The sequence below is a fragment of the Haematobacter massiliensis genome (assembly GCF_000740795.1).
In the GTDB taxonomy this organism is placed as follows: Bacteria; Pseudomonadota; Alphaproteobacteria; order Rhodobacterales; family Rhodobacteraceae; genus Haematobacter; species Haematobacter massiliensis.
Map to the genome: position 1 here is coordinate 33,641 of NZ_JGYG01000011.1, position 15,738 is coordinate 49,378.

Annotated in this window: 18 protein-coding genes; 9 read left to right on the forward strand and 9 right to left on the reverse strand. The window is 64.9% G+C overall.

The annotated features are described in order from the left end of the window. The first annotated feature begins 241 nt into the window (after positions 1-241). Positions 242-1,204, forward strand: coding sequence for an agmatinase (gene speB / locus CN97_RS15025; RefSeq protein ID WP_035713030.1), 963 nt, complete (start codon positions 242-244; stop codon positions 1,202-1,204). Here the strand turns inward: speB and CN97_RS15030 are convergent, their stop codons facing one another. The 3 genes from CN97_RS15030 to cobU form a co-directional block, all read right to left on the reverse strand. Continuing rightward, the gene (locus CN97_RS15030; protein ID WP_035713031.1) at positions 1,205-2,074 is read right to left on the reverse strand and encodes a glutathione S-transferase; all 870 of its coding nucleotides are present in this window, start codon (positions 2,072-2,074) and stop codon (positions 1,205-1,207) included. Positions 2,075-2,150: 76 nt separating this feature from the next. Beyond that, positions 2,151-2,735, reverse strand: a complete 585-nt coding sequence (locus tag CN97_RS15035; RefSeq protein WP_084684194.1) for a histidine phosphatase family protein — start codon at positions 2,733-2,735, stop codon at positions 2,151-2,153. Further along, complete coding sequence (cobU, locus tag CN97_RS15040) at positions 2,732-3,280, reverse strand: bifunctional adenosylcobinamide kinase/adenosylcobinamide-phosphate guanylyltransferase (protein ID WP_035713032.1); 549 nt, start codon at positions 3,278-3,280, stop codon at positions 2,732-2,734. Before cobU ends, CN97_RS15035 begins: the two co-directional genes overlap by 4 nt. A gap of 102 nt (positions 3,281-3,382) precedes the next feature. Between cobU and CN97_RS15045 the strand changes: the two genes are divergently transcribed. From CN97_RS15045 to CN97_RS15070, 6 genes are all read left to right on the forward strand, one after another. Continuing rightward, positions 3,383-4,252, forward strand: a complete 870-nt coding sequence (locus CN97_RS15045; protein WP_035713033.1) for an RNA polymerase factor sigma-32 — start codon at positions 3,383-3,385, stop codon at positions 4,250-4,252. Beyond that, positions 4,249-5,052 (forward strand): ChaN family lipoprotein, encoded by an 804-nt coding sequence (locus CN97_RS15050; protein WP_035713035.1) that lies wholly within the window; start codon positions 4,249-4,251, stop codon positions 5,050-5,052. The genes CN97_RS15045 and CN97_RS15050 overlap by 4 nt, the downstream gene beginning before the upstream one ends. Positions 5,053-5,113: 61 nt before the next feature. Beyond that, a complete protein-coding gene (coaBC, locus tag CN97_RS15055; RefSeq protein ID WP_035713037.1) occupies positions 5,114-6,310 on the forward strand; it encodes a bifunctional phosphopantothenoylcysteine decarboxylase/phosphopantothenate--cysteine ligase CoaBC in 1,197 nt (398 codons plus the stop codon). Positions 6,311-6,324: 14 nt separating this feature from the next. Continuing rightward, on the forward strand, positions 6,325-6,792 hold the full coding sequence (dut, locus tag CN97_RS15060) for a dUTP diphosphatase (protein WP_035713038.1): 468 nt from the start codon (positions 6,325-6,327) through the stop codon (positions 6,790-6,792). A 3-nt stretch (positions 6,793-6,795) separates the two neighbouring features. After that, positions 6,796-7,875 (forward strand): HesA/MoeB/ThiF family protein, encoded by a 1,080-nt coding sequence (locus tag CN97_RS15065; RefSeq protein WP_035713041.1) that lies wholly within the window; start codon positions 6,796-6,798, stop codon positions 7,873-7,875. A gap of 125 nt (positions 7,876-8,000) precedes the next feature. Further along, positions 8,001-10,028: a M3 family metallopeptidase gene (locus CN97_RS15070; protein WP_035713042.1), complete on the forward strand. Its 2,028-nt coding sequence runs from the start codon at positions 8,001-8,003 to the stop codon at positions 10,026-10,028. On the opposite strand, the gene CN97_RS15075 is transcribed toward CN97_RS15070, so the two are convergent. The 4 genes from CN97_RS15075 to ilvC all read right to left on the reverse strand — a co-directional run bounded on the left by CN97_RS15075 (position 10,025) and on the right by ilvC (position 13,069). Continuing rightward, on the reverse strand, positions 10,025-10,300 hold the full coding sequence (locus CN97_RS15075) for a hypothetical protein (protein ID WP_035713044.1): 276 nt from the start codon (positions 10,298-10,300) through the stop codon (positions 10,025-10,027). The two genes, CN97_RS15070 and CN97_RS15075, sit on opposite strands and share 4 nt — an antisense overlap. A 36-nt stretch (positions 10,301-10,336) precedes the next feature. Beyond that, positions 10,337-11,233 (reverse strand): cation diffusion facilitator family transporter, encoded by an 897-nt coding sequence (locus CN97_RS15080; protein WP_035713046.1) that lies wholly within the window; start codon positions 11,231-11,233, stop codon positions 10,337-10,339. A 58-nt stretch (positions 11,234-11,291) separates the two neighbouring features. Then, positions 11,292-11,798, reverse strand: a complete 507-nt coding sequence (locus CN97_RS15085) for an SH3 domain-containing protein (protein ID WP_035713047.1) — start codon at positions 11,796-11,798, stop codon at positions 11,292-11,294. Between the two features lie 248 nt (positions 11,799-12,046). Next, positions 12,047-13,069, reverse strand: coding sequence for a ketol-acid reductoisomerase (gene ilvC / locus CN97_RS15090; protein ID WP_035713049.1), 1,023 nt, complete (start codon positions 13,067-13,069; stop codon positions 12,047-12,049). Positions 13,070-13,199: 130 nt separating this feature from the next. On the opposite strand from ilvC, the gene CN97_RS15095 reads away from it, so the two are divergent. Together CN97_RS15095 and CN97_RS15100 are read left to right on the forward strand one after the other, a co-directional pair. Further along, positions 13,200-13,655 (forward strand): Lrp/AsnC family transcriptional regulator, encoded by a 456-nt coding sequence (locus tag CN97_RS15095; protein ID WP_035713214.1) that lies wholly within the window; start codon positions 13,200-13,202, stop codon positions 13,653-13,655. Then, positions 13,652-14,110, forward strand: coding sequence for an Lrp/AsnC family transcriptional regulator (locus CN97_RS15100; RefSeq protein ID WP_035713050.1), 459 nt, complete (start codon positions 13,652-13,654; stop codon positions 14,108-14,110). The genes CN97_RS15095 and CN97_RS15100 overlap by 4 nt, the downstream gene beginning before the upstream one ends. Here CN97_RS15100 and CN97_RS15105 read toward each other — a convergent pair. Both CN97_RS15105 and CN97_RS15110 read right to left on the reverse strand, forming a co-directional pair. Further along, positions 14,070-15,077: an FUSC family protein gene (locus CN97_RS15105; RefSeq protein WP_165496678.1), complete on the reverse strand. Its 1,008-nt coding sequence runs from the start codon at positions 15,075-15,077 to the stop codon at positions 14,070-14,072. The two genes, CN97_RS15100 and CN97_RS15105, sit on opposite strands and share 41 nt — an antisense overlap. Positions 15,078-15,095: 18 nt before the next feature. Continuing rightward, positions 15,096-15,680, reverse strand: a complete 585-nt coding sequence (locus CN97_RS15110) for a Dps family protein (protein WP_035713051.1) — start codon at positions 15,678-15,680, stop codon at positions 15,096-15,098. Between the last annotated feature and the right edge of the window lie 58 nt (positions 15,681-15,738).

The following is a 15,738-nucleotide window of genomic DNA, read 5'->3' on the forward strand; positions in this document are numbered from 1 at the left end:
CGGAAATACGGCTTCCTTAACGGACCATGCGCCAACTTCCTACGATTACGATAAGGCCGTTCATGTCTCGCCCCCTTGGATGGCGTCCTCATCGCATGAGCGGATGGCATCGTCAACCCAAAAGCGCAACGATCTGTCGGTGATGTGAGGCAGGCTTTCCACAAGTTGCGCATGCGATGGAGGGCTGGCTTTCACCGGCGGCAAGGCTACCCTGCAGTCGGGCAGTATGACGGAGGCGATGATGGCGCTCGAAGACGCGAAGACCGAAGTAGACACCGCTATCACGCGGAGGGATGCGCGGGGCCTTTCCTATGAAAACGCCTTCGGTGGCGCGACATCCTTCCTGCGGCGGCGCTATACCAAGGATCTGGCCGGATACGATCTTGCGGTTACCGGCGTGCCCTTCGATCAGGCCGTGACCCATCGCCCCGGAACGCGGTTCGGACCGCGCGCGATCCGGGAGGCATCCACGCTCCAGGCCTTCGACCCGCCCTATGGCTGGGGGTTCGATCCGCTGTCGGATTTTTCCATCGCCGATTATGGCGATCTCGCCTTCGACTATGCCCGTCCGGCGGAGTTCCCCGAGACGCTGGCCGCCCATATCCGCGGCATCCACGATCAGGGGGCGGCGGTGATCGCGCTTGGCGGCGATCATTCGATCAGCCACCCGATCCTGCGCGCCCATGCGGAGCGGTTCGGGCCGCTCGCGCTCATCCACTTCGACGCGCATTCCGATACATGGGCCGATGACGACACGGGCCGGATTGATCATGGCACGATGTTCTACAAGGCGGTGAAGGAGGGGGTGATCGACGTCGCGCATTCGGTGCAGGTTGGGTTGCGCACCACGAATGCCGACACGCTCGGCCTCCATATCATCGACGCGTTCGACGTGCATGAAACCAGCCCCCGCGCCGTGGCGGAGAAAGTCCGAAGCATCGTGGAGGATCGGCCGGTCTATGTCAGCTTCGACATCGATTGCCTCGATCCCGCCTATGCTCCGGGAACCGGAACGCCGGTGTGGGGCGGCCTGTCGTCTGCGCAGGCGGCGATCATCCTGCGGCGGCTCGCGGGTATCAACATGGTTGGCGGCGACGTGGTGGAAGTGTCGCCGCCCTATGACACGGCGGGCATCACGGCAGTCGCCGGAGCGCATGTGGCGACGGAGCTGATCTGCCTCTGGGCCTGGCCCCGCCGCCGCTAGTCAGCCGCGAAGCAGCGCCATGAAGGCGGGCCAGGCCTCCGGGTCCGCCACCGTCTTGTCGCGGCAGAGGGCGTTGCAGAAGCCGAAGACCCGCTCCTCGGCCTTCAGGAAATGCGTGACCGGGCGACCGGAATAGGGGCAGGACGCGTTCTCTGCCGGACCCTGTTCGACCGCCTCGGCAGGGATTGGCGCGGGGCCGGGCCAAGGGCGGCGGGGGTAGTCGCGCCGATAGACCGCCTGATCGGGGAGGTCGACCATCGCCATCGCGCGCCAGCGGCGGAAGGAGGGGTGGGAAAGATGCGCCTGCATATAGGCGAGTGCCTCCGGTCCCACGGGCAGATTGTAAGTGGCGATCCGCGCCGCGATCGGCGCGAAAAAGACATCCGCCGCCGAATAGGCACCGCAGAGCCACGGACCATTGCTCATCGTTTCCTGTCTTGCGCCCGACCAGATGGTTTCGATCCGCGCGAGGTCGGCCAGCGCGGCCTCCGGTGGGCTGCTGTCCGTATAGGACGCCCTGAGATTCATCGTGCAGTAATCGCGGAGCGCCGCGAAACCCGCATGCATCTCTGCCGCCAGACGTCGCGCCACGGCGCGGGCCGCTGGCGCAGCGGGCCAAAGACCGGCGCTCGGCTCCCGCGAGGCGAGTTCCTCCGCTATGGCGATGGTATCGGAGATAACGGTGCCCTCCGCGGTGCGGATCACCGGAACCGTGCGGGCGGGGGGGAAGGCGCCAAGGGCAGTTGCGAAATCCGCGGTATACATCGGCACCGCCGTCGTCTTCACCGGAATACCGAAAGCATCGAACAGCAGCCAGCCCCGCAGCGACCAGCTCGAATAGGCGCGGTCGCCGATCAATAGTTCATACATCGCAGTCTCCCGTTGTGCCGCTTCAGTTAGCCGGAGGGAGGGCGATCATGGAAATGCGGATTTGTCGTCCGGTTCATCAGGGATCGTGATGGAAACGCCGGTTGGCGAACAGACAGTGGCGCTGACCGGCGCTGATATCGACGCGGGAAAGGGAAAGCGGCGCGATGGGCTGGCTGAACGCTTCGACTGCGGTCTGGCCGTTCGCGCGCTGAAGCTCCGAGAGGATTACTCCGAAATGGGCAACACAGACGATGTCCCGCCCCGGATGCAGCAGGGTGAGCCTGTCCACCGTCTCCGCCACGCGCTGACAGAGCGTGTTCCAACTCTCCCCACCGGGCGGGGCGATATCGCCCGGCTGCTCCCAATAGCGGCGCGCAAGTGCGCCATGCCGCGCCGACACCTCATCCGCGGTGAGTTGCTCCCAGTCTCCGAACCCGATTTCCCGCAGGCCGGCCTCGTGTGGAAGGCGGGTTCCGGGTATCAGGTCCGCCGTCGCCACGGCCCGCCTGAGGTCGGAGGAGATAACAAGGGCCTGCTCAGGCAGTGCGGCGATAAGGCGCTCAATGGTGCCGCTGTCGCTGAGATCTGCGGGCAGGTCCGTCCATCCTACCATCCCCTTGGCATGGGTCGGCCCATGTCGCACCCACCACCAGCGGGTCACGGAAGCTCTCCTTTCAGGACCAGCGGGAGACCTGCGACGACAAGCACCACCACATCGGCCAGCGCCGCGAGCCTTTGGTTCAGCTGGCCCTGCGCCGCGCGAAACGCACGCGATAGGGGGTGCATGGGCACGATACCCAGCCCGGTTTCATTGGAGACGATTACCACGCTGCCCCGCGCCGCGGCGAGCGCGGCTTCCAGCTTCGAAAATGCCGCCGGAAGGTCTGTCCCCATTTCCTCATCGGTATCCTCAAGCTCCGACATTCGCCCTGAGAGCCAGAGCGTCGCGCAGTCGAGCAGGGCTACTTCCTCCTCGGCCAATGCGGTTAGGGCAGCCTCGGCGTTTCCCTCGACGAGGCGCCATTCGGATCTGCGGCGGGCCTTATGGCGGTCCACCCGCTGCGCCATTTCCTCATCCTCGACATCAGCCGTCGCAATATAGCAAAGTCTTGCGCGCGATCCGGCAAGCCGCTTCACCAGATCCTCGGCGAAAACCGACTTGCCTGAATCCGCGCCGCCCAAAATCAGAAAAAGTTTTTTTTGCATATGTCGTGAACTTTTTCCGTTCTGCTGAGTTTTCAGCCTGCGTAGCACGGAAACGCCGCAAGGCAAGAGCCCTGAGGGGCCACCCGGAAGGACAGGTGAACCATGCTGGAAATCAGAGAAAGCGGCCTTATGCGCCGCGCGATGACCGCAGAGATGCTTGACGCAGATACGGAACGCTCGCTCGCCGAAGCCTGGCGCGACCGCGGCGATGAAGCGGCCCTGCATCGTCTCGTTACCGCCTATTTGCGGCTTGCGATCTCAATGGCCATGAAATTCCGCCGCTACGGCGTGCCGATGGGTGATCTTCTGCAGGAATCCATCGTTGGTCTCATGAAGGCGGCGGAGAAATTCGACCCTGATCGCGGTGTTCGCTTCTCGACCTATGCCGTCTGGTGGATCAAGGCTTCCATTCAGGATCACGTGATGCGGAACTGGTCTCTGGTGCGTACCGGGTCCACCACAGTGCAGAAGTCGCTGTTCTTCAATCTCCACCGCGTGCGCGCGCGGCTGGAGCGGGAAGCGCGGCAGCGGGGAGAAGACCTCGCGGGTGATGAGCTTCTGCAGGCCGTTGCCGATGAGCTGGGTGTTTCCCTGCGTGATGTGACCGAGATGGAGCGCCGGATGTCCGGGCAGGATCAGTCGCTGAACGCGGTTCAGGGGGCAGATGAGGGCCGGGAGTGGATCGACGCTCTGGAGGACGACAGCCCGCGGGCGGAAGAGGTTTACGAATCCCGCCACGACACTCTCCGCCTCCGTACCTGGCTGACGACGGCCATGGGCGACCTTTCGGAGCGCGAGCGGTATATCGTTCGGGAGCGGCGCCTGCGGCCGCAGCCCCGGACGCTCGACAGCCTCGGCACGGAACTCGGTCTTTCCAAGGAACGCGTACGGCAGATCGAGACGGCGGCGTTTGCCCGGCTTCGCAAGAGCCTTGAAACCCGCAACCGTGAGGTGCACCACTTCTTCTCATGAAGTGGCTTGTTCCTGTGCTTTTCGTCGCCGCGGCTCCGGTCGCGGCGGATGTCGTTCCGGCCTCGCGGTTGGATGATCTGCCGTCGGCGGACGTCGTCCTGCTTGGCGAGGTTCATGACAATCCTCATCATCACGAAAATCAGGCCCGCGCCGTCGCCGCCCTGAAGCCAAAGGCGATTGTCTTTGAGATGCTGACCCCGGCGCAAGCCGCTCTCGCCACCCCGGAGGCGCGTCACTCGGCCGAGGCGCTGGCGCTTGCGACGGGTTGGGCGACAAGCGGCTGGCCGGATTTCTCTCTCTACTGGCCCATTTTCGCGGCGGCCCCGGAGGCGGCCATCTTCGGTGCGGGTGTGAAGCGGGAGGATATGGCGGGGCTGAAGGAAAAAGGTGCCGCAGCCCTGTTCGGGGCGGAGGCACACCGCTTCGGCCTCGATCAACCGCTCCCCTCCGACGCCCAGCGGGCGGCGGAAGAGGAGCAACGACAGGCGCATTGCGGCATGCTGCCGGATGACCTGCTTCCCATGATGGTGGAGGCTCAACGCATCAGGGATGCAGCCCTGGCGCGCGCGACGCTGGCGGCGCTGGAGGAGCACGGGCCGCCCGTGGTGGTGATCGCCGGAGGGGGCCATGTGCGGGCAGGGGCCGTACCGGCATTGCTGAAAGCCGCGGCCCCTGATCTTCATGTGATCTCCGTAGGGCAGGTGGAGGAGGGCGGGGCCGAGCAGTATCCCTTCGACCTCTGGATCGTCACGCCGCCCCAGCCACGCGACGATCCCTGTGCCTCGCTCAGCAAACCGTGATGGCGGCTTGCCCCCACCGCATCGAACGGGGATAGATGAAACGGGACGGCGGAGGCGTGACGTGCTGAACGGCAAACATATCCTGATGATCATCGGTGGCGGCGTTGCCGCGACCAAGGCGCTCGATCTGATCCGGCGCCTGCGCGACCGGGGGGCGGAGGTGACTCCGGTCCTCACGCCGGCCGCGGAGCATTTCGTGACGCCGCTCTCTGCCTCCGCCCTTGCTGCGCGGAAGTGCTACCGTGATCTCTTTGACCTGACGGATGAGGCGGAGATGGGGCATATTCAGCTTTCCCGGGCCGCCGATCTTGTTGTGGTCTGTCCTGCGACGGCGGATTTGCTGGCCAAGATGGTGGCCGGGCTCGCCAATGATCTGGCCTCCACTCTTCTGCTTGCGACCGACAAGAAGGTGCTCGTCGTTCCCGCCATGAATGTGCGGATGTGGGAACATCCCGCGACCCGGCGCAATGTGGAGCGGCTCCGCTCGGATGGCGTCCTGTTCGCAGGCCCCGTGGACGGACCTATGGCCTGCGGCGAATACGGACCCGGCAGGATGGTCGAGGTGCCGCAGATCGTGGCGACCATCGCTTCGGTATTCGACAGCGGGCCGCTCTCGGGCCGGCATGTGCTTGTCACCTCCGGTCCCACACATGAGCCGATCGACCCGGTGCGCTACATCGCCAACCGCTCTTCCGGGGCGCAGGGGACGGCGATTGCTGCCGCGCTCCGCGATCTGGGCGCCAGCGTGACCTTCGTCACCGGTCCGGCCAGCGTGCCGCCGCCCTCCGGCGTTGCCGTCATCCGCGTGGAGACCGCAGAGGAGATGCTGGCCGCCGCTCAGGGCGCCTTGCCCGCCGATGCCGCTGTCTTTACCGCCGCCGTGGCGGATTGGCAGGTCGCGAACCGGGGAGAGGTGAAGATCAAGAAGCAGGCGGATGGCAGCCTTCCGGCACTCTCCTTCCGCGAGAACCCTGACATTCTGGCGACGGTGGGCCAGATGGGCATGGGCCGTCCCCGGCTGGTTGTGGGTTTCGCGGCAGAGACGAATGACGTGATCGCTCATGCGACAGCGAAGCTTGCCCGCAAGGGTGCCGACTGGATCGTCGCAAACGATGTGAGCCCGGCGACCGGGATCATGGGCGGCACGGAGAATGCCGTGACCCTGATCAGTGCCGATGGGCAGGAGCCATGGCCCCGTCTTCCCAAGGAGGAGGTCGCGGCCCGGCTCGCCCGGCGGATTGCCGAAGCACTCAAGTGATAGGAAGGACAAAGATGACCCCCGTGCTGCGTATTCTGTGGGAGCCTTGGGCGGACCGATCCATCCTGCTGCCCTCCTATGAGACAGCCGGGGCGGCTGGCGCCGATGTCCGCGCCAACCTGCAACCGGAGGACAGGGAAACGGGGTTCATCATCGACCCGATGCGGCGTGTGGTGATGCCGACCGGGTTTCGCGTGGAGATCCCCGAGGGGTTCGAGATGCAGATCCGCCCGCGCTCCGGCCTTGCGCTGAAGCATGGGATTACCCTTCCGAACACGCCGGGCACGATCGATTCCGACTATCGCGGTCCGCTTGGCGTGTTGCTGGTGAACCTTGGCCGTGATCCCTACACCGTGCATCATGGCGACCGGATCGCCCAGCTTGTCATCGCGCCGGTCGTGCAGGCGCGGTTCGAGCCTGCTGAGGCGCTCTCCGCCACCGCGCGGGGAGAGGGAGGCTTCGGCTCCACCGGTCGCGGTTGACCGGTGCTGTTTGTTCTCCTCCTCGCAGCGGCGGTCTGGGGGCTTGCCGCCGCCTTCGGTATCCGGCGGGAGATACGCTGGCTGGTCATCGGGCTGCTCTACGTTGCGATCCTCGCGATGCTGGTGGTGTTGCCTGAGGGGGCTGCGCTCCGGGGCTGGCTGGGATGGTCCGTCGGTGCATGGCTGGTGTTCGGCGGGGCGGGTCTGGCGGTCTGGAGCTACGCACAGATGCTGGGCCGCCTCCGCAGGCGGGCAGGTTCGGCCGCAGAGGCAAGGAGTGAAGCGACAGCGCCAACCGCAGGCGGGGTGGGGGCGTCCCCCCGAACGGCAGCCTTGAGCGATGCCGAGGTGGAGCGCTACTCCCGCCACCTCATCCTGCGGGAGATCGGCGGTCAGGGGCAGAGGCGCTTGCGGAATGCGCATGTGCTCGTGGTAGGCGCGGGGGGTATCGGCTCTCCCGCGCTCCTTTACCTGGCCGGGGCGGGGGTCGGCCGGATCACCCTCGTGGATGACGACAGCGTGGATCTCTCCAATCTTCAGCGGCAGGTGATTCACCGCACAGAAGACATCGGCAGATCCAAGGTCTCATCCGCCGCTCGCGGGATCCATGCCCTCAATCCTGGTGTCACAGTCGTGCCCGTTGAGCGGCGTCTGGATGCAGAGCTGGCGGCGGAACTGATCCCCGGGGTCGATCTGGTGCTTGACGGTAGCGACGGGTTTGCCACGCGGGCGTTGGTGAACAATGCGTCGGTGGCTGCGAGGGTGCCGCTTCTCTCCGCGTCGGTCGGACAGTGGGAGGGCCAGATCTCCCTCTTCGATCCTGCGCGGGGGGCGCCCTGTCTTGCCTGTCTCTTTCCTGTGGAACCTGCCGCCGGGCTGGCTCCGACCTGCGCGGAGGGCGGGGTGGCGGGGCCGCTGCCGGGTGTTCTGGGCACGATGATGGCGCTGGAGACCCTGAAGGAACTGACAGGCGCGGGCACCGGGCTGCGCGGGCGGCTTCTGCTCTATGATGGGCTTTATGGCGAGACGCGCATGATCACGGTCCTCCGCCGTCCCGGCTGTCCTGTCTGCGGCGATATCTGAACTCTACACCGGTGGCCGGAACGTCGCGTTCCAATTGGGGCGGCGGGCCATTCCTGCCTTTCCGCGCGACGGGGCTGGAAAGCCTCTCTCGCCCGGCTTAGCTTCCGTGGTGAAGGAGAGCCGAGATGACCAATCCCTTGCTTGAGCCCTGGACCGCGCCTTTTGGCCTGCCGCCTTTTGACCGTATTGCGGATGATGACTTCGCCCCGGCCTTCGAGGCCGCTCTGACAGAGGCGCGCGACAATATATCGGCCATCGCCGCCGATCCTGCCGCGCCCGATTTCGCCAATACGATCGAGGCGCTGGAACTGGCGGAAGAGCGGCTCGACCGGGTGGCGGGGGCGTTCTACAATCTCGCTGGCTCCGACGCCAATCCCGCGAGAGAGGCGCTGCAGCGGGAACTGGCTCCGAAGATGGCCAAGTTCTCCTCCGAGGTCATGATGAACCGCACGCTCTATGAGCGGGTGCGCAACGTCTGGGAGCAGCGCGAACAACTGTCCCTCACACCGGAACAGCTGCGTGTTCTGGACCTCTACCACCAGATGTTCGTCCGTGCCGGTGCGGAACTTGACGGCGGGCCCGCCGAACGCTTCCGCGCGATCAAGGAGCGGCTGGCCTCTCTGGGTACGGATTTCGGTCAGAAGGTTCTGGCGGAGGAGCGCGACTGGTCCATGGATCTGGCGGAGCCCGATCTGGAAGGCCTGCCGGAGTTTCTGGTCGAAGGGCTGGCCGCCGCTGCCGCGGAGCGGGGGCGGGAGGGCTGGACGCTGACGCTCAGCCGCTCACTCATCGTGCCCTTCCTCGAACTCTCGCCCCGCAGGGAACTGCGCCAGCGCGCCTACGAAGCCTGGACGGCACGCGGATCAAACGGCAATTCCAATGACACGCGCGCGATCGTTGCCGAAACCCTGAAGCTTCGTCAGGAGCGCGCGGAGTTGCTGGGCTATCCCTCCTACGCCGCTTACAAGCTGGAACCCGAGATGGCCCATACGCCGGAGCGGGTGCAGGAGTTGCTGTCCCGCGTCTGGACCCCCGCGCGCGCCAAGGCGGAGGCAGATGCGGAGGCCTTGACGCAACTGCTGCATGAGGATGGGCTGAACGGTCGGCTCGAACCCTGGGACTGGCGGTTCTATGCTGCCCGCCTGCGCAAGGCGGAGCACGATCTGGATGAGGCGGCGCTGAAGCCCTATCTGCAACTCGATCACATGGTGGAGGCAGCGTTCGAGACGGCAGGCCGGCTTTTCGGGCTGCAGTTCAAACCGCTCGACGTACCGCTCTACCATGCTGACGCCCGTGCCTGGGAAGTGACGCGTGACGGCAGGCATATGGCCGTGTTCATCGGCGACTATTTCGCGCGCCCCTCCAAGCGTTCGGGGGCGTGGTGCTCCGCCTTCCGCAGTCAGCGCAAGCTGGGAGGCGAGGTGCGGCCCATCGTCGTGAATGTCTGCAACTTCGCCAAGCCTGCGAAGGGGCAACCCGCGCTGCTGTCCTATGATGACGCGCGCACGCTGTTTCACGAATTCGGCCACGCATTGCATCAGATGCTGTCTGACGTGACTTACGGCTTCGTCTCCGGCACGTCCGTCGCACGGGATTTCGTCGAACTGCCGAGCCAGCTTTATGAGCACTGGCTGGAGGTTCCCGAAGTTCTGGAGCGTCACGCCCGCCATTATCGGACGGGCGAGCCGATGCCCAAGGAGATGTTGGAGCGCCTGCTGGCCGCGCAGAACTTCGATCAGGGTTTCGCCACGGTGGAGTATCTTGCCTCCGCGCTGGTCGATCTGGCGTTTCACGAAGGGCCGGCCCCGGCTGACCCGATGGCGAAACAGGCCGAGGTTCTGGCAGAGATCGGCATGCCTCATGCAATCCGCATGCGGCACGCGACGCCGCATTTCAGCCACGTCTTCGCAGGGGAGGGCTATGCGTCGGGCTACTACAGCTACATGTGGTCCGAGGTGATGGACGCGGACGCCTTCGATGCATTCCGGGAGGCAGGCGATCCCTTCGACCCGGAGATCGCGCGGCGGCTGGAGCTGAACATCCTCTCCGCCGGTGGTAGCCGCGATCCGGCAGAGGAATACACTGCGTTCCGGGGCAGGATGCCCGGTGTCGAGGCCTTGCTCCGCGGACGCGGGCTGGACGACGCTGCCTAACGGTCGCCCGTGCGCCGGCGGGCCGGCTGATCGACGATATCGCCTACCATGCGGAGGAGGAGACGCGTCTCCTCCGCCACGGCGGCCTCAAAGGAGAACGCCTCCTGCGGAAGTACGCCCGGATCCTCCGCGCCGTCCTGCACCGTTTCCCCCCGCGTCAGGCGCTGCCGCAGGTCATCGAGCCGGTCGCGTGGCAGGCTGACCATCAGGTCGCGCAATACCTTGCGATGCGCAACGATCATGGCTTCCAGGCGTTCGGGAGTGAGGGACATGGTGCGGCTCCTATGTCAGGGAGCGGGATAACGCGCTCATGACCGCGGCTGTTCCGCTTCGTCGGCGACATCCTTGTGGATGATGACATCCGTCTGGGGGTAGGTTTCGATAATGCGCCGCTTGAGTGCCGCGCTGATGGCATGCGCTTCGCGGAGCGGCTGATCGCCGTCCAGCTCGATATGCAGGTTCACGAAAACCCGGCTGCCGCTCGTCCGGGTCTTGAGGTCGTGAAAGCCACGCACGCCGGGACAGTCGCGCGTGATCGCAGCAATCGCATCGATCAGGGCCGGGTCCGCGCGCCGGTCCATCAGCGCATTCCACGCATCCCGCCCGATCCTGATCGCTCCGAACGCCATGACCGCCGCCGCCGCGATGGCGACGATGCTGTCCACCTGACCAAGCCCGTAGCGGGCAGAGACCCACAACGACACGATAGCGCCAATGTTCGGAATGAGATCGCCGATGTAATGCACCGAATCCGCCGCAACGACCTTGCTTCCGGTCTGCCGCACCACCCGCCGCTGCCAGAGCACGAGGCCGATGGTCAGCACGATGGAGACGAGCATGACAGCGATGCCGCCCTCCTGCGCTGCGAGGTCATGGGATTTCGGGCCGAACAGCCGCCCAAACCCATTCCACGCGATGAGGGCGGCAGACATCAGGATGAAGGTCGATTGCCCGAGCGCGGTCAGATCCTCCACCGAGGTATGGCCGAAGGCGTGATCCTCATCCGGCGGGCGCGCGGCATAGAGGATCGCGGCCAGTCCGCCCAGCGACACCAGCAGGTCGAGTGAACTGTCCGCAAGGCTCGCCGCGATGGAGAGGGAGCGCGTCTCCACCACCGCCCAGAGCTTCAGGGCAACAAGGATGAGAGCGACGGAGACGGAAGCCAGCCCCGCCGAAAGGTTCTGGCGCGTTGCGGGTCTGTCCATGGGACTCTCCTGAAGTGCGGAAAGCCCCTTATAGTCGGAAAGACGACGGAGTACAGAGTCAGTCGCGGGTTTCCTGCGGGTCCACGCCCCAGATCGTCGTCTTCGGAACCCAGCCGTCGGAGCCGGAGGCGGTGATCTCGCACCAGTCCGGCAAACACTTGCCAAGCCGCGCGATCACGCCCGTCTGGGCTTCTGCAACGACGCGGCCATCCTCCTCCGGGCGCGCCCGGAGCGGAACCATATCGGTTTCCACCAGAACCGTGCGCACGCCCGACAGAAGCGCGAAGTGGATCCAGCCCCCAACTCCGTCCCGGTCCTCGACGCGCCGCCAGTTGCCGTGCTCCGCCACCACCCGGAGCGGCATGTCCCGTCGCGTGAACACCCAGTCGATCCGATGGGTGAGCGAGGGTCCGCGCCGCACGTTTCCTTCCGAGGTCTTGAGAGAAACGAACCGTGGGACGGGCAGATTGGTGACAGTGCCGCGTTCCTCCTCCTGCGCATGGGCCATGGCCGCGAGAAGGAGCGCAATGGCTGCTGCGATCACGCAGAAGACGGCCTGTTTCATAAGTGCGTTGCCCGTTGGTCTCGTTGGACCGAATCACGCCTTGTGGCGTCTGCTCTCACGCAGGATTTCATCTGGTTGTGCCGAAGGCCAGCAGGTTTTCGTGCAACCGGACGCGGAAAGACGTGAAGCTGCTTCCGCCGCCGCGATCCCATCGGATGCGCCCGGTACATCCGGTGCCATCGTCCTGTGCCATCGCCATGCAGAAAGGGGCGCCAAGGCGCCCCGATCTTTGACCCCCTGTGCGGCGATCAGTTGCGGCTTTTGTCCACCATCTTGCCCTTGGAGATCCAGGGCATCATGGCGCGCAGCTTCTCACCGACCTGTTCGATCTGGTGCGCGTCGTTGATCCGGCGGGTGGCCTTGAAGTACGGCTGTCCGACAGCATTCTCCTGCATGAAGTTGCGGACGAACTTGCCGTTCTGGATATCGGTCAGCACCTCTTTCATACGCGCCTTGGTCTCTTCGTAAGGAAGGACGCGCGGCCCGGAGACGTATTCGCCGTATTCCGCGGTGTTGGAGATCGAGTAGTTCATGTTGGCGATGCCGCCTTCATAGATCAGGTCCACGATCAGTTTCACTTCGTGGAGGCACTCGAAGTAGGCCATCTCCGGCTCGTACCCGGCCTCGACCAGCGTCTCGAAGCCCATGCGGATCAGTTCGACCAGACCGCCGCAGAGCACGGCCTGCTCGCCGAACAGGTCGGTTTCGCATTCTTCCTTGAAGGTCGTCTCGATGATGCCCGAACGGCCACCGCCGATGGCGGAGCAGTAGGAGAGACCGATTTCCAGGGCCTTGCCGGAGGCATCGTTCGCCACGGCGACCAGGCAGGGCACGCCGCCCCCCTTCACGAACTCACCGCGCACGGTATGTCCCGGGCCCTTCGGCGCCATCATGATGACATCGACGCCCGGCTTCGGCTCGATCAGGCCAAAATGGATGTTGAGACCATGCGCGAAGGCAATGGCGGAGCCTTCCTTGAGGTTGTCATGGACGTATTTCTTGTAGGTTTCGGCCTGAAGCTCGTCGGGCATGGTGAACATCACGAGGTCGGCCCATGCCGCAGCCTCAGCGATCTCCATGACCTTCAGCCCTTCGGCTTCGGCCTTCTTGGCGGAAGCCGAACCCGGGCGCAGCGCGACGACGACGTTCTTCGCGCCGGAATCCCGCAGGTTCAGCGCATGGGCGTGGCCTTGGCTGCCATAGCCGAGGATGACGACCTTCTTGTCCTTGATGAGATTGATGTCGCAATCACGATCGTAATAGACGCGCATCGGGCGCCTCCTTTTGCTGATTTGTAGGGCGGATCATAGACGTCCGCCCCGCATGGCGAATGCAAACTCGCGAAACATTCGCAAATAAGCGATGTTTCAATTCGCTTTATGCCGAGATATGGTGATATTCATGCTCAGCGATACAGACAGACGCATTCTCCGCCACTATCTTGCCGATCCTGACGCACCCGCGCTTCGGCTGGCGGAACGCGCAGGCGTGACGCCCGCCACCTTTTCCCGTCGGTTGGAGCGGATGCGGGAAGACGGGGTGGTGCAGGGCGAGCAGGCGATCGTCGACTGGCGCGCGCTTGGCTGGGAGGTGGAGGTGAGCCTGCGGTTCACGCTCGAGAAGACCGATCCCAGGGCGTTCGATCAGTTCCTTGCTGCCGCGCGTGACGTGCCGGAGGTCGTGGCTATCCAGACCTTCCTTGGCCGTGTCGATGTGCGGCTGTCAGTCATCGCCCGCGACATGGCGCATTATCAGGAGATCTATCGCAATCGCATTCTCACGCTGCCGCATATCGCCGATATCGAGGCGCTGATGCTTGTCTCCGTCATCAAGGAGGCGGAAACGCTGCCGCTATGATCGAGCTTGACGATATGGACCGGCGCCTTCTGCGCGTCCTGACGGAAGATGCGCGGCTGTCGGCGGGAGAGGCGGGGCGGCGGTTGGGTCTTAGTCAGCCTGCGACGTGGCGGCGACTGAAACGGTTGACGGAGGCGGGCGCGATCCGCGGGCGGCGGGTACTGCTTGACCATCAGGCGCTCGGCTTCGGTGTGACGGTCTTTCTGGGCATCAAGCTCGCCACGCGCGGGCGGGTGAGCTTGGAAGATTTCGAACGTGCCGTGACAGCCATCCCGGAAGTGCTGACGGTTCAGCATGTGCTGGGCGTCTTCGATTACCGCCTGCGCGTCGTGGCCCGTGATATTGTTGATTTCGAACGCATCCTGCGGCGGCGGATCATGACCTTGCCGGGCGTGGGGCAGGTGGAGGCCAATGTCATGCTGTCGGAGGAACATCGTCCCGGGCCGCTGGGATGACCCGTTCGGTTGGATCGCTGGCGCGAAAGGCCAGCATCGCGGACCGGACACGCAGAAGGTGGATCAGCATCGGCTCCCAACCCGGATCGACGCTGTGCGGAGATCGGGGTGCAATGCCCCCTTCCAATCCGATGGCCAGCTCCGAGAGCATGTCGGCAACGCGGGGCGCGGCGCCTTCCTTTCGGAGAAGTTCAACGCCTGCCTCCGCCATCAGAAGGGAACAGGCATAGAGCCGTATCGACTGGGAATCGTAGATTTCAGTCACATGGTTCACCTGTTTGGCGGACAACCGGCCGCGCAGCGACCACCGCGCCTCCTGCCGGGCGGCGGAGGTGCTCTCGCCGAGCGCGACCACCGGGCCGTGCGTCTGGGAAATGACCTTCAGCGCGGCCTCTGCACCGGCCAGATTGCCACTGCCGATGGCATCGCCCAATTGCCGCAGCCCGGCGGCCAGTTGTGTCGTCAACGCCGCAGCAGATCGGTGGACGAGGCTGACGGGATCGCGCGTGAACAGCACCTGACTGAACAGAAGACCTACCCCGGTGCCGATCGCCACGTCGATCAGCCGCGACAGCCCTGCCGTCTGCGGCCCCATGGCGAGAACCAGGAGCGCCGAAACCCCGGCCTGAATCGGCACGACGGCAGGCTGGCCATAACTCGTCGCAATCATCATGGCGACGAAGCTGACAACGGCCAGTCGCAGAACCGGATAGGTGTCCGGAACCATGAGCAGGCCCAGTTCCCCTACCACGGTGCCCGTCACCACGCCCGACATCAGGCCAACGGCCTGCCGGGCATGGTTGGGCAGGGCCGGAGACAGGCAGACGATCGCGCTGACCGCCGCAAAGACCGGCCTTTCGTGACCGAATATGCCATGTGCTATGACCCAGGCGAGCGTCGCGCCCGCCGCGCTTTCCAGCGCGTCGAGCCATGTGCTACGCCAACGGTCAAGGATGCGCGCCGCCATGCCGCGCCGCGCCATGTGTCAGACGCGGACGAGCGGGGTGTCCACCAGATGCTCGGCAAGGAACCAGCACTGAAGCTCGTTCGTCCGTATCACGTTGGAGACGAGCACGTCGTTGGAGCCGTCGTCGCCCTGTTCCTGCACTTTCTCGGCCGCGTCATGAGCGTCGATCAGGATCATCTCATGCGCTTCGAGCAGGCGGGAGAGCATGGCGGGCACCTCCTCCGCGCCGTTGGGGGCACGGGGCACACGGGTGATCTCCGCCACATGGCGCGGGTCACCGACGGCGATGCCGCCCAGCGTCTGGATCCGCTCCGCGACCATGTCGATGAGTTCGAGTTGCTCACCCGCATGTTTGTCCAGCAGAAGGTGAAGCTGGTAGAAGGTTGCCCCCCGCATCAGCCAATGAGACTTCTTGTAGAAGGCATGCAGGATTTGCGTATCGGCCAGCACCTGGTTCAGGCGCTCGCAGGAGTAGAGGCGCGCATTGTGCGACAGGCCCAGCGGAAACTGTCGCGCTGTGCCGAACTCCTGAATGATCCGGCCTTCCTGATGGAGCCACGGCTGGCTCGACATGTCTTCGACGGTTTTGCGTTGCTTCGCCATTCTGGCCTCCAGCCCGATGGGTGCGGATGCCGCGACGCTTCGCCCAGCGAAACGCCCC